Annotated in this window: 12 protein-coding genes; 5 read left to right on the top strand and 7 right to left on the bottom strand. The window is 74.5% G+C overall.

Features of this window, described 5'->3' with window-relative positions; all coding sequences use genetic code 11:
• Positions 1 to 91 precede the first annotated feature (91 nt).
• On the top strand, positions 92 to 937 hold the full coding sequence (locus GFH29_RS18985; RefSeq protein ID WP_153325296.1) for a hypothetical protein: 846 nt from the start codon (positions 92 to 94) through the stop codon (positions 935 to 937).
• A 303-nt stretch (positions 938 to 1,240) separates the two neighbouring features.
• On the opposite strand, the gene GFH29_RS18980 is transcribed toward GFH29_RS18985, so the two are convergent.
• From GFH29_RS18980 to GFH29_RS18950, 7 genes are all read right to left on the bottom strand, one after another.
• Entirely contained in the window at positions 1,241 to 2,113 is an 873-nt protein-coding gene (locus GFH29_RS18980; protein ID WP_153325295.1) for an HpcH/HpaI aldolase/citrate lyase family protein, read from the bottom strand.
• Between the two features lies 1 nt (position 2,114).
• Positions 2,115 to 3,203, bottom strand: coding sequence for an HpcH/HpaI aldolase/citrate lyase family protein (locus GFH29_RS18975; protein WP_153325294.1), 1,089 nt, complete (start codon positions 3,201 to 3,203; stop codon positions 2,115 to 2,117).
• Between the two features lie 49 nt (positions 3,204 to 3,252).
• Positions 3,253 to 3,816, bottom strand: coding sequence for a DUF1992 domain-containing protein (locus GFH29_RS18970; protein ID WP_153325293.1), 564 nt, complete (start codon positions 3,814 to 3,816; stop codon positions 3,253 to 3,255).
• 22 nt (positions 3,817 to 3,838) lie between these two features.
• Positions 3,839 to 5,224, bottom strand: a complete 1,386-nt coding sequence (locus tag GFH29_RS18965; RefSeq protein ID WP_228387621.1) for an MFS transporter — start codon at positions 5,222 to 5,224, stop codon at positions 3,839 to 3,841.
• Positions 5,225 to 5,312: 88 nt separating this feature from the next.
• Positions 5,313 to 6,653: a M20/M25/M40 family metallo-hydrolase gene (locus tag GFH29_RS18960; protein WP_153325292.1), complete on the bottom strand. Its 1,341-nt coding sequence runs from the start codon at positions 6,651 to 6,653 to the stop codon at positions 5,313 to 5,315.
• Between the two features lie 45 nt (positions 6,654 to 6,698).
• Positions 6,699 to 6,956 (bottom strand): DUF6458 family protein, encoded by a 258-nt coding sequence (locus GFH29_RS18955; protein ID WP_153325291.1) that lies wholly within the window; start codon positions 6,954 to 6,956, stop codon positions 6,699 to 6,701.
• A 169-nt stretch (positions 6,957 to 7,125) separates the two neighbouring features.
• Positions 7,126 to 7,740, bottom strand: coding sequence for a nitroreductase family protein (locus GFH29_RS18950; RefSeq protein WP_153325290.1), 615 nt, complete (start codon positions 7,738 to 7,740; stop codon positions 7,126 to 7,128).
• 14 nt (positions 7,741 to 7,754) lie between these two features.
• Here GFH29_RS18950 and GFH29_RS18945 point away from each other — a divergent pair, with 14 nt between their 5' ends.
• The 4 genes from GFH29_RS18945 to GFH29_RS18930 all read left to right on the top strand — a co-directional run bounded on the left by GFH29_RS18945 (position 7,755) and on the right by GFH29_RS18930 (position 13,628).
• Positions 7,755 to 9,089, top strand: coding sequence for a formimidoylglutamate deiminase (locus GFH29_RS18945; RefSeq protein WP_323368669.1), 1,335 nt, complete (start codon positions 7,755 to 7,757; stop codon positions 9,087 to 9,089).
• A complete protein-coding gene (gene hutI, locus GFH29_RS18940; protein ID WP_153325288.1) occupies positions 9,086 to 10,249 on the top strand; it encodes an imidazolonepropionase in 1,164 nt (387 codons plus the stop codon). The genes GFH29_RS18945 and hutI overlap by 4 nt, the downstream gene beginning before the upstream one ends.
• Before the next feature lie 210 nt (positions 10,250 to 10,459).
• Positions 10,460 to 10,603, top strand: coding sequence for a hypothetical protein (locus GFH29_RS18935; RefSeq protein ID WP_153325287.1), 144 nt, complete (start codon positions 10,460 to 10,462; stop codon positions 10,601 to 10,603).
• 91 nt (positions 10,604 to 10,694) lie between these two features.
• On the top strand, positions 10,695 to 13,628 hold the full coding sequence (locus GFH29_RS18930; protein WP_194289064.1) for a helix-turn-helix transcriptional regulator: 2,934 nt from the start codon (positions 10,695 to 10,697) through the stop codon (positions 13,626 to 13,628).
• The last annotated feature ends 1 nt before the right edge of the window (position 13,629 follow it).

Genomic DNA, 13,629 nt, shown 5'->3' with positions numbered 1-13,629 from the left:
GCTGCCGAACGTCGAGCGTCGTGTCGCGAGGCGGATCTAGAGACGAATTTTGGGGACGCCGGGGGAGGGCATCGCGGTCTACCGTGCCGGCGTGAGGCGGCGCGCGGGCATCTTCGGGATCGTGCTCGTCGCCGCGCTCGCAACCGGGTGCACCGCCGACGGCTCCGCGCCGGACGGCGGCGACTCGGGGCCGGCGACCCTGGCCAACGTGCTGGGCGCCGGCCCCCTCGATGCCGACGCGGACACCGTGCGGGATGCGCTGCTCGGCGAGATGGTGCGGGCCGGCGGCGTACGGGTGGTGGTGACCGGCGGTCAGTACGCGACGACCGTCCACCTCGCGCCGTCGTCCGCCTCTCCCTTCCGGGCCGCGCGGCGGTTCGCGTGGGAGGCGGAGGGCGCGGAGCACGTGCAGCTGCAGCTGGCGGACGGGCGCGTGTGCGTGAACCGCGCGACCGGGCTCGCGGTCGAGGCCTGGGGCGACGATGCGACGGGCTGGATCCAGCCCAGTCCACGGCCCTACAGCTGCACGGACAAGGACAGCTCCGTCGGTGATCTGGTGATCCAGGGCCTGCTGGTCCTCGACCCGGTGACCCGGTTCGCCTCGCTCCCGGGCTCGCCGATCCTGACCGACCTGGGTGTCGAGACCGGTCCCGACGGCGTGACGACACGCCGCCTGCAGGTGCAGGGCTCCGAGGCCGGCGGCGACGGCCTGGACGTCCCCACCACCTATGACCTGTGGGTCGACCGCGACCTGCGGCTGGTGCGTGCCGAGTTCAGCGGCATCGACCCGCAGCCGGGGCCGTACGCCGCGACCTTCAGCTATGGCGAGGCGCCGGACGTCGGCCTGCCTCCCGCCAGCGAGCGTGGCCCGCTCGTCTACCGCCCCGGCGTTGATGCCGGGTCCGACGAGGGCCCCCCGACGACCGCCCCCGAGTAGGGCGGTGCCCGCAAGACAGCGAGGAGCCCCGGACCATCACGGTCCGGGGCTCCTCACTGGGCTGCGTGCGAGGTCAGAAGACCCTGCGGCGCGTGCCGCCCACGGGCACGAAGTTGAGGATCAGTCCGACAACGAGCAGGATCGCGCCGATCGTGGTCAGGATGCTCATCGACGTCACGAGACCGATGATCAGCAGGATAAGTCCGAGGACAACCATGTCGTACTCCCTCTCTTAGGTGATGACCACCCGTTAACCGGACGTTCACATCTGCAAACGTCGGGCTTGCGAGAGGATCTTCGGCGTCAGTCGCCCAGGGCCAGGATCGCCTCGTGGATGCTCAGCGTGCGCCGCGCGGACTCCACGTGCAGGTTCTCCACCATCCGGCCCCGGTAGGTCACCACTCCGGCGCCCTGGCCGTCCTCCCAGGCCTGGATCAGCCCGCGGGCGTCCTCGACGGCCTGCGCGGAGGGCGCGAACGCCTCGTTGGCGCCGGCCACCTGCCCGGGGTGGATGAGGGTCTTGCCGTCGAAGCCCATCTCCCGGCCCTGGCGGCACTCGGCGAGGAACCCGTCGGTGTCCTTCACGTCGTTGTAGACGCCGTCCAGGATCGCGATCCCGGCCGCGCGGGCGGCCAGCAGGGCGGTGTGCAGCGAGGGCAGGATCGGCGCGCGACCGGGCACGTGCTCGGCGTACAGCTCCTTGACCAGGTCGTTGGTGCCGATCACGAACGCGGTGAGCCGCTCGGAGGCGCGGGCGATCGCGAGCACGTCGAGGATCGCCACCGGCGTCTCGATCATCGCCCAGAGCTTGGTGTGCTCCGGCGCCCCGGCGTGCTCCATCGCGGCGACCAGCTGCTTGACCTCGGCGGCGCTGTTGACCTTCGGTACGACGATCGCCGCCGGGCCCGCCTGCGCTGCGGCCGCGAGGTCGGCCTGGTGCCACTCGGTGCCGAGGCCGTTGACGCGGATGGTGACCGCGCGCCGGCCGTACGCGCCGGAGGCGACGGCGGCGCAGGCGGCTTCGCGGGCGGCGTCCTTGGCGTCGGGGGCGACGGCGTCCTCGAGGTCGAGGATCAGCGCGTCGCACGCGATCGACGTGGCCTTCTCCAGGGCCCGCGCGTTGGAGCTCGGCATGTAGAGCACCGAGCGCAGCGGGGTGTAGACGGTCTCGCTCATCTCAGTCCTCCAGCTCGATCGCGTCATAGGCCTTCTTGAGCTCGGGGTCGACCGCGGCCAGCTGCTCGGCCAGCTCCACCATCACCAGGCACTGCTTGAGCGAGGCGTCGTCCTCCATCTTCCCGTCGAGCATCACCGCACCGGTGCCGTCGCCCATCGCCTTGGCGACCCGACGGGCGTGCCTGACGTCCTCCACGCTCGGGGAGAAGACCCGGTTGGCGATCGCGATCTGCTTGGGGTGCAGGCTCCAGGTGCCGACGCAGCCGAGCAGGAAGGCGTTGCGGAACTGGTCCTCGCAGGCCACCACGTCGGTGATGTCGCCGAACGGGCCGTAGTAGGGGTAGATCCCGTGCGTCGCGCACGCGTCGACCATCCGCGCGATCGTGTAGTGCCACAGGTCCTGCTGGTACGTCGTGCGCGGGCCGTTGATCTCGCCGTCGACCGGGTCCTGGCGCACCAGGTAGCCCGGGTGCCCGCCGCCGACGCGGGTGGTCTTCATGCGGCGGTCGGCCGCCAGGTCGGCGGGGCCGAGGGAGAGGCCCTGCATGCGCGGGCTGGCGCCGCAGATCTCCTCGACGTTGGCGACGCCGCGGGCGGTCTCGAGAATCGCGTGGATGAGGATCGGACGGGTCAGGCCGGCCTTCGCCTCGAGCTGGGCGAGCAGCCGGTCGACGTAGTGGATGTCCTCGGCGCCCTGCACCTTGGGCACCATGATCACGTCGAGCTTGTCGCCGATCGCCGGCACCAGCGTGGTCAGGTCGTCGAGCGCCCAGGGGCTGTCGAGGGAGTTGATCCGGGTCCACAGCTGCGTCGGGCCGCTCTGCCCACCGAGATTGGCAGTGTTCCGGGCGATCTCGACCAGGCCCTCGCGCGCGGCGACCTTGTTGTCGGCCTTGACGGCGTCCTCGAGGTTGCCCAGCAGCACGTCGACGGTGCCGACCATGTCCGGCACCTTCGCGGCCATCTTGGGGTTGCTCGGGTCGAAGAAGTGGATGGCCCGGCTCGGCCGCGCCGGCACCTCGCGCAGCGGCTCGGGGGCACCGACGGCCAGGGGTCGGAAGAAGTCCTTGGGACTCTGGGTGCTCGACATGGCGGGAAGGTAGCAGCGGGTGGCGACGGCCCGGTATGAGGCATGTCTCTCAGCGTCGCCGCCACCAACGGCGCCTGCGTGCCGGCTGGTCGTCGCGTCGGTCGAGCCTCGCGCGCTGGTCGAGGCGTCGCACCGCCCGCCGCTCGTGCCAGGCCACGATCTCAGCCTCCACGTCGCGCGGCATCGTGATCAGCGGCGGGCCCTCCGGGAGCCGGTAGCGCGCGGCGATCACCCGGGAGTTGAAGTCCTCGAGGTGCTCGCGGACCTGGCCCTCGGTGGTGAGCGTGTCGAGGTGGTCGTCGAGCCCGGCGTCCTCCTTGCGCAGCTCGACGCTGGGCGGCAGCACGACCACCCGCTCGCGCTCGATGAGTCCCTTGATCCACCAGTCCGGGTCGTGCTCGGCGCCGAGCCCCTCGATCGGGCGCCCGGCGCCGGGGAGGTCGTCGAAGTCGCCGCGGTCCATCGCGCGGCGTACCTGCAGGTCCACCCAGGTCTGCTGCTGGGTGGCGCGGGCGCGCGCGGCCGCCTGCTCCTCCGCGCGTGACAGCGGCCGCTGCTCCGGGGCGGGGCGGTCGGGGGTGGCGTCGTCATGCTCGGGGTCGGTCCCGGTCATGGCACCGATCCTAGGTCGCGGGTCAGACCCCGGCGGGGGTCTCGGGCAGCACGCGGGACTCACCCGCGTCGGCCGCGACCTGGCGCGGCAGCGCGAGCAGCACCACCGCGGCGACCAGGGCGGCGCCGGCGCAGACCGCCCAGACGGTCAGGTAGCCCGAGAACGGCGCCTTGCCCTCGTCGGGGCCCTCCAGGGAGCCGGTCGCGGTGAGCGCGATCGCGAAGACCGCCGAGGCGATCGCGCCGCCCATGGTCTTGGTCGCGTTGGTCATCCCGGTCGCGAAGCCGGTGCGTTCCGGCGGGGCCGCCGCGGCGGCCGTCGCGGGCAGGGCGGCCACCAGACCGCCCGAGCCGATGCCGATGATCGCCATGTTCGTCAGGCCCTGGGCGGTGGTGTCGTGCAGGACCAGCCACATCGCGTAGCCGAGCGCGACCAGCAGCGCCGAGAGCACCAGCGCACCACGGGGTCCGCACAGCCGGACGGTCAGCGGCAGCCCGAGCGCGCCGGCCGCCATGCACAGCACGTAGACCCCGATCAGCGTGGAGACGAACGCCGAGGACGCGCCGAGCCCGTAGCCGGCGACGTCGGGGTCGCTCTGGGCGAAGGTGGACAGCGGGATCTGGGCGCCGAGCACCGACATGCCGAAGAGGAACGCGGTGAGCTGCACGGGCCACTGGCCGGGCGAGGCCAGCAGGCGTACGTCGACCAGCGGCTCGGCCAGGCGGTTCTCCAGGCGCGCGAACGGCACCAGCATCGCCAGGCCGGCGAGCACCAGCAGCCAGGCGGGGACGCTGCCGACGCCGTCGAGGCGCACCAGCACCAGCCCGCCCATCATCAGGCCGATCGCCAGGGTGATCAGGCCCAGGCCGTGCCAGTCGATGCCGCCCGACGCCAGCCCCGGGGTGTCCTCGACGCCCCACCAGATCAGCGCCAGGCAGCCGGTGACCGCGATCGCGGGCAGCATCAGCAGGGTGGTCATCGAGAGCCTCTCGACCAGCAGGCCCGAGCTCAGCGCGGCCACGATCACCGACACCTCCAGGGCGCCCACCAGGATCGCGGCGGCGCGGCGGGTCAGCAGTGCCTGGCGCCCGGTCCCCGCCGTACGCCGGTAGATGATCGCGACCTCGATCGGCAGCCACACGACGTACGCGCCCTGCAGCGCCCAGGCGATGAGGAACGTGGAGAAGCCGGGGGCCAGCGCGAGGCCCCACGACCCCAGCGCGGTGACGACTGTCGAGAGCAGCAGCACCTTCTTGTGCCCGACCAGGTCGCCGAGGCGCGCGAGCAGCGGCATGCAGAGCGCGGAGACGATCAGCTGCGCGGCCTCGAACCAGTTGATGTCGCCCTCGGTGATCGAGAGGTGCTCGGCGATCTGCGGATAGATCGGCGTGTAGAAGCCCTGCAGCACCCCGCTGCCACCTCCACGCAGACGAGGAAGCCGACCACAGCCGCGAGGCCGTGCACCGGGGTGAGCGGGCGCGACGGTGCGGGGGTGCTCACGCGGGGAGCCTCTCGATCAGCAGTCGGTACCAGTCGACGCCGTCGAGGAACGCCTCGACGCCGAGGTGCTCATCGACCGTGTGGATCGACTGGCGCTGCGCCTTGGTCATCCGGAACGGCGCGAAGCGGTAGACGCGCTCGCAGATCGCGGCGAAGTGGCGTGAGTCGGTGGCCGCCATGAGCACGTACGGCGCGGGGACGGCGTCGGGGAACACCGCGGTGATCGTCTGCTCGAGCAGCGCGAACGCCGGGTCGTCGGTGGGGGAGACCGGGGTCGGCTCGCCGGCCTCGAGCAGGTCGAGGTGGACCTGGTCGTCGCGCACCGCGCGGCGCACGTGCTCGAGCACGCCGGCGACCGAGTCGCCGATCGCGATCCGGACGTTGACCCCGGCCTTCGCGGTCGCGGCCAGCACGTTGATCGCCGGGCTGGCCGACAGCGTGGTCACCGCGAACGTGGTGCGCGCGAGGGCGGCGGGCTCGGGCCCAGCGGCGAGCAGCACCCGGGCGAGCACCGGGCGCACCTTGGCCGCGTTGGCCATCACCGGCCGCAGCGGGCCGGGCGCGTGGGCGGCGAGACGGCGGAACAGCTCGATGGTCGGCTCCGGGACCCGGGCCGGCATCGGCGAGCGCTCGAGGCGGGTGATGGCGCGGGCCAGCCGGGCGGTCGGCCCGAGCCGGGAGGGGGTGGACGCGTGGCCGCCGGGGCCCTCGACGCGCAGCGCGAAGGAGGTCACCCCCTTCTCCGCGACCCCGACGACGCCCACCGGCGCGCCGACGCCGGGAAAGGCCTCGCTGGCGACCGCGCCGCCCTCGTCGAGCACCATCCAGGGGCGTACGCCGCGGCGGCGCAGCTCCTCGACGGCCAGCGGGGCGGCGACGCCGAAGACCTCCTCGTCGCACCCGAAGCTGAGCCAGACGTCCTGCGCCGGGACGTGGCCGCGCTCGAGCAGGGTCTCGACGGCCTCGCAGATCGCGACCAGCGAGCCCTTGTCGTCGAGGGTGCCGCGGCCCCAGATCTGGCCGTCGACCACGGCGCCGGAGAACGGCGGGTGGGTCCACTCGCCCTCGACCGGCACCACGTCGAGGTGGGCCATCAGCACGAGGGGCCGGTCGTCGCTGACCCCCGGCCAGCGGAAGAGCAGCCCGTGGGTGTGGATCCGGGTCAGCTCGAGGTGATCGTGAACCAGCGGGAACTGCCCGGCCAGCTCGGCGAGGAACGCGTCGAAGGACGCGGTGTCGATGTCGGCAGGATCCGGGTGGCTGACCGTCGGGATCCGGACGAGTGCCTGCAGCTTGGCGACCGCGCGCTCGCGCGAGCCGTCCTCGGGGGCGACCATGCCCGCAGGCTAGGGGGCACGGTCGCCTGCGTGGCGGCTTCCGGCTCAGATGGTGGCCGGCGGGTCGACGTCGCGGCGCTGCTCGCTGACGCTCTGGCGGCCGTCGGGGTGGGTGGTGCGCGACACGGAGGTCGCGCTGCGGCGGGCGTTGAGCTGGATCGCGGTCAGCACGATGATCAGCGCGCCGGCGCCGGCGAGGATGTAGCCGACCATCGTGAGGTCGATGTTGTTGATGGCGTCGGTGACGGCGAAGGCGAGGATCAGCCCGATCGCCAGCAGGAAGACGCCGAGTCCGTAACCCATGGTGGTGCCTCTCGATCGCGGCTCCCCGGCGTTCCCGGGAGCGACTGGCGCCCTCGGTGCCCGAAGGGGTGCGCAGGCAAACGAGCAGGCCACGGCGGCTGGACGCTGTCGGGACGGGGCGGTGCCGTTGACCTCGACGCCCCCGGGACGCTGGACTGACGCGGTGACCTCAGCCCGACGCGCCCCAGCTGCCGCGGTGGACCACCTCTGCGAGCGGCCGGCGCCGGCGCCGGGCGGGGGAGCCCGCGGTGCCGGGCTCGGCCGCGGGGTGCCCGAGCGTGACCACGCCGATCGGGTCGTGGTCGTCGGGGATGGCGAACTCCGCGCGCAGCCGGTCCAGCCGGTGCGGCGGGATGCCGAAGAAGCAGCCGCCGAGGCCTTCGTCGACAGCGGTCAGCAGAACCAGCAGGCTGGCCATGGCGGTGTCCATGTGCCAGTAGGGCACCGGCCAGCGGGCCTCCTCGCGGTCGGTCCAGCCCTTGTCCGGCTCGGCGTAGCGGCCGAGGTAGGCCGCCTTGCTGCTGCACGGCACGATCACCACCGGCGCCGTCATCATGCCGGCCAGCCAGGTGTCCGGGGAGCCGGTGTCCTCGGCGGTGGCGGCCCAGAACCGGCCCACGTCGGCGGGGGTGTCCAGCACCAGGAAGCCCCAGCCCTGGGTGAAGCCCGCGCTGGGGGCCCGGGTCGCGTGGGCCAGCGCGCGGTCGACGACCGCGGGGTCGACGGGCGTCGGGTCGTAGCGGCGGACCATGCGGCGGCGTCGTACGACGTCCTCGAACTCCATGAGAGGAATTGTGCGTGAGCGCCACGGCGTACCTCCTGGAGCGGGCCTGGGTGGACGGCGCGACGCGCGACGACGTGCTGGTCGAGGTCGCCGACGGGCGGTTCGCCGCGGTGCTGCCGCAGGCGCCGGCCGCGCGCACCGGGGGTGCGGTGCGGCTGCCCGGGCTGACCCTGCCCGGCCTGGCGAACACCCACAGCCACGCCTTCCACCGGGCGCTGCGCGGGCGCACCCAGGTCCCCGAGCAGCGCGGCGGCGGGAGCTTCTGGAGCTGGCGCGAGCGGATGTACGCCGTGGCGGCGGTGCTCGACCCCGACTCGCTGCGGCGCCTCGCGCGGGCGGCGTACCGGGAGATGGCGGCGGCCGGGATCACCGGCGTGGGGGAGTTCCACTACCTGCACCACCAGCTCGACGGGACGGCGTACGACGAGCCGAACGTGATGGGGCTCGCGCTGCTCGAGGCCGGCCGGGATGCCGGGGTGCGGGTGACGCTGCTGGACGCCTGCTACCTCTCCAGCGGGTTCGGGGCGCCTCCGGAGGGGGTGCAGCGGCGCTTCAGCGACGGTGACATCGACGCCTGGGCGGCCCGGGTCGCGGCGCTGCCCGCGCCCGCGCACGGTCGGGTCGGGGCGGCGCTGCACTCGGTGCGCGCGGTGCCGCCCGAGCAGCTGGCGCGGTGGGCGGGGCCGCTGGTCCACGTGCACCTCTCCGAGCAGCGCGTGGAGAACGAGGAGTGCCTGGCCCGCCTCGGCGCCACCCCGACGCAGGTGCTGGCCGGCGCCGGGCAGCTGCACGCCGGCACCACCGTCGTGCACGCCACCCATCTGACCGACGGCGACGTCGGGGCCCTCGGGGTCGCCGGGGTGACGGCCTGCCTGTGCCCGACCACCGAGCGCGACCTCGGTGACGGCATCGGCCCGGGCCGGGCGCTGCACGAGGCCGGGGCGCGGCTCAGCGTGGGCAGCGACAGCCACGCGGTGGTCGACCTCTTCGAGGAGATACGCGGCCTCGAGCTGCACGAGCGCCTGGCCACCGAGCGGCGCGGGCACTGGCCGGCCGCCGAGCTGCTGGCGGCCGGGCTGCGTCACGACAGTCTCGGGGTGTCCGACGCGGGCCGGATCGAGGTGGGCGCCCGGGCCGACCTGGTCACCCTCGACACCGCCGGCCCTCGCACCGCCGGCACCGGCGCGGGCGTGCAGACCGCCGTCTGGGCGGCCACCGCCGCCGACGTCACCCACGTGGTCGCCGACGGCCGGGTCGTCCACACCGCCGCCGATCGCGAGGACGTCGGCCGCGAGCTCGCCGACGCCGTCGGCGCCGTGTGGGGCCTGGTCGAGGAGGCCGCGCGATGACCAGCACCCTGCTCACCGGGATCGCCGAGCTCGTCACCGGCGACCCCGCGCTCGGCCACGGGGTGCTCGGCGTCATCGAGCGTGCGGCGCTGGTCGTCGAGGGGAGCACGGTCGCCTGGGTCGGGCCGGTCGCCGAGGCTCCTGCCGCGGACACGGCGTACGACGTGGGCGGGCGGGCGGTGCTGCCCGGGTTCGTCGACAGCCACAGCCACCTGGTCTTCGCCGGGGACCGCGCGGCGGAGTTCAGCGCCCGGATGACCGGCACGCCGTACGCCGCCGGCGGGATCCGCACCACCGTGGCGGCGACCCGGGCGGCGAGCGACGAGCGGCTCACCGCGCAGGTCGCGCGGCACGTGGCGGAGATGCGGGCGCAGGGCACGACCACCGTGGAGATCAAGAGCGGCTACGGCCTCACCGTCCGCGACGAGGCCCGCAGCCTCGCGATCGCGCGGCAGTTCACCGACGAGACGACCTTCCTCGGCGCGCACGTGGTGCCCGAGGACAGCACGCCCGAGGAGTACGTCGCGCTGGTCACCGGCCCGATGCTCGAGGCGGCCGCGCCGTACGCCCGCTGGGTCGACGCCTTCTGCGAGGAGGGCGCCTTCGACGCCGACCAGGCGAGGGAGGTGCTCGCGGCCGGTGCGACGGCCGGGCTGCGGGGACGCCTGCACGCCAACCAGCTCGGCGCCGGCCCCGGGGTGCGGCTCGCCGCCGAGCTGGGGCTGGTCGCGGTCGACCACTGCACGTTCCTCACCGACGCGGACGTCGACGCGCTGCGCGACTCCGGCACGATCGCCACCCTGCTGCCCGGGGTCGAGTTCTCCACCCGGCAGCCCTGGTCCGACGCGCGCCGGCTGCTGGACGCCGGGGTCGAGGTGGCCCTGGCCAGCGACTGCAACCCGGGTTCGTCGTACACCTCGAGCCTGCCGTTCTGCGTCGCGCTGGCCGTGCGCGAGCTCGGCATGACGCCGGCGGAGGCGGTGCGGGCCGCGACAGTGGTGGGCGCCGCGGCCCTCGACCGCGACGACGTCGGAGTGCTGGCGCCCGGGCGCCGCGCGGACCTGCAGGTGCTGGACGCGCCCAGCCACGTCCATCTCGCCTACCGCCCCGGCGTACCGCTGGTGCGGAGCACCTGGATCGGTGGCCGACCGATCGGCTGATCGCCATCGGCGCCGACTCGCGCCACCATTGGCGCCGACTCGCGCCACCACTGGCGCCGACTCGGCGACTACCTCAGGGGTACCTCAGGCCGGGGTGGGGGAGGCCAGGGCGGTCGGGCATAGGGCAACTGCCCGATGCGGGGATCTCCCTCAGGCGCGCAGTGTCGGCGTCATCACCGAGAGCCGGTGAGGGCGAGCACGGGAGCAGAGATGTACGAGAGCACCAACCAGTTCTGGCGAGCCGAGATGGACTACCGCAACGAGCGGATCCGCGCCGGGGCCAGCAGCCGCCGCCGGGGCCGCCGCCGCGCCCGCGCGCGCCGGCCCGCCGAGGCCACCGACAACGCCCGTTGAGCAGCGTGCCGCCGGCGGCGCCGAACCACCGACCCGATCGATGACCGATACTCGCGAGCGATCGGGGCTCGAAACCGTCAAGATGGAGGACGTGCCTCACCCGAGCGGGACCCTCGTCGGCCGCGACGCCGAGCTCGCCGAGCTCGCCGCCCTGCTGGGCGTGCACGGGCGTCCGGGCGGGGCGAGCGGCGTCGTGCTGCTCGCCGGGGACGCCGGGGTCGGCAAGACCCGGCTGCTGATGGAGCTGCGCGACCTCGCGGTGGCCGCCGGCTGGCAGGTCGCGGCCGGGCACTGCCTGGACTTCGGCGACAGCGCGCTGCCGTACCTGCCGTTCTCGGAGGTGCTCGGGCACCTCGCCGTCACCCGTCCCGAGGTCGTCGAGACCGTCGCGCGCAGCCACCCGGCGCTCGCGCGGCTCCAGCCCGGGCGCCGCGTGCTGGCCGCGCAGCCCAGCGACATCGACGCGGCGACCCTCGACCGCGGGGACCTGTTCGAGGCCGTGCACGTGCTGCTCGAGCGAGTCGCCGCGGAGGCGCCGCTGCTGCTCGTCGTCGAGGACGCCCACTGGGCCGACCGCTCGACCCGCGACCTGCTGAGCTTCCTGTTCTCCCGTGCCTTCGTGGGGCCGGTGGTGATGGTCGTGTCCTACCGCTCCGACGACCTCTTCCGCCGCCACCCGCTGCGTCGCCAGGTGGCGGAATGGTCGCGCGTGCGAGGCGTCGCCCGCCTCGCGCTCGGCCCGCTGGACGACGACGCGGTACGCCGGCTGGTCGCGGAGCTGGCCCCGCCCGGGCTCGGCGGGGCGGAGCTCGACGCGCTCAGCGACAGCGTGGTGGTGCGCGCCGAGGGCAACGCGTTCTTCGTCGAGGAGCTCACCAGCGCCGCCGCCGGTCCCGAGCGCTGGCTGCCCGCCGACCTCGCCGACGTGCTGCTGCTGCGTCTGGATCGCCTCGACGACCTCGCCCGGCAGGTGGTGCGCACCGCCAGCGTGGGTGGTCGCTCCGTCGCCCACGAGATGGTCGAGGCCGTCTCCGGGCTCGACCCGATCGCGCTCGACGCCGGCCTGCGCGGCGCGGTGGAGATGAACGTGCTGATCCCCGAGCGCGGCACCTACTCCTTCCGCCACGCCCTTCTCGGCGAGGCGGTGTACGACGACCTGCTGCCCGGCGAGCGGGTCCGCCTGCACGCGGCGTACGGCGCGGCGCTGCAGAAGGGCGCGGCCCGGGGCACGGCCGCGGAGCTGGCCCGCCACGCCCGGCTGGCCAACGACCTCGACACCGCACTGAGCGCGAGCATCCAGGCCGGCGAGGAGGCGACACGGGTCGGTGGCCCCGACGAGGCGGCGTACCACTACGAGCAGGCGCTCGAGCTGATCGCGGACCCCGAGCGCTGCCTGGCCTGCCGCGACGTCGAGCCCTCCCGTCTGGTCGTGCGGGCCGCCGAGGCGCGGACCGCGAGCGGCGACCCCGAGCGGGCAGTCGCCCTGATCGCCGACCACCTGCGCCGGATGCCCGATGCGACCGACGCCCAGCGCGCCCGGATGCTGGCCGCCCAGGCCAACGCGCTCTACATCACCGAGACCGACACCGACCCCTCGCTGATCTCCGCCGAGGCGGTCGCGCTCGCCCCGGAGGGCGACAGCGCGCTGCGCGCCCGGACGCTGGCGATCCACGCGCGGATCCTGGCCTCGGTCGACCGTTACGACGAGGCCGAGGCGGTGGGCATGGATGCGCTCGCCCTCGCCGAGCGCCTCAACCTCCACGAGCACGTCTCCGATGCCGTCACCACCCTCTCCGGGTTGAAGAAGGCCGGCCCGGTGCAGGGCCTGCGCGCGGCGCTGCGCGACGCGATCTCGCAGGCGGAGGAGGCCGGCGTGGTCAGTGCCGAGCTGCGCGGCCGGTTCCTGCTGGCCCGCTCCCATGCGGACTGGGCGGAGCTCGACGTCGCGGCCGAGGGGTTCCGGCGCGGTGTCGAGCGTGCCGCCGAGACCGGGCTGCAGTGGGGGCCGTACGGCTTCGAGGCGCGCTGGCAGCTGGCGTGGATCGAGTACGTCCGAGGGCGGTGGGACGAGGTGCTGGCCCTCACCGACTGTGGTGAGCACGCCCCGCCGATCCCGGCCGCGATCCTGACCGCGACGCGCCTGCTCGTCGAGCAGGCGCGCGGCGCCGACGTGAGCGCCGCGCTGCGGCCGCTGCGCGCCCTGTGGCACCGCGAGGGCGCGATCGTGATCCACGCCGGTGGCCTGCAGATCATCGAGGCGGGGCGCTCGGGGGACCCCGCCGCCGTCGGCACGGCGTACGACGAGGCGGTGGGCGTGCTCGGCAGCATCTGGCACGAGTGGTTCAGCGCGCGGATCCGGCTCGCGGCCGTGGCGGCGGGGCAGCTCGCGGCACTGGTGCCGCGGGCGAGCACGGCGGAGCGGGCGCTCATCGGTGAGCGGGTGGCGCGGCTGCACGCGGACGGCCGCACGGTGCGTGAGCAGTACACCGACCCCTCGGGCCACTGGGGTCCGGAGGGACGGGCCTGGGAGCACCGCCTGGACGCGGAGGTGCTGCGCGCGCGGTGGCTGTGCGGGGAGCCGACGCCGGTGGACACGCTCGTGGCCGCCTGGCACGCGACCGAGGCGGCGTTCGGCGAGTTCGGCCACGTCCACGAGCTGGCGGTCGTGCGCACGCGTCTCGCCGGGATCCTGCGCGCGAGCGGGGACCTCGCCGGTGCCCGGGTCAGCGCCGACCTGGCCCGCGAGGCCGCGCGCGCCCTCGGTGCGCGCCCGCTGCTCGAGGAGCTGCGCGCCCTCGGCTCGACGCCGGTGCGTGCCGAGACCGAGCCCGACGCGCTGACCCCCCGGGAGGCGGAGATCCTGGCGCTGGTCGCCGAGGGCCGCTCCAACGGCGAGATCGCACGCCAGCTCTTCATCAGCGCCAAGACGGTGTCGGTGCACGTGTCGCGGATCCTGGCCAAGCTCGGCGCTGCCGGCCGCACCGAGGCGGCCGCGATCGCGCGGCGCCGGGGCCTGGTCGACTGAC

Source organism: Nocardioides sp. dk884, from assembly GCF_009557055.1.
In the GTDB taxonomy this organism is placed as follows: Bacteria; Actinomycetota; Actinomycetes; order Propionibacteriales; family Nocardioidaceae; genus Nocardioides.
The sequence above is the reverse complement of the archived record's forward strand: the minus strand, read 5'-3'. Positions and strand labels throughout refer to the sequence as shown.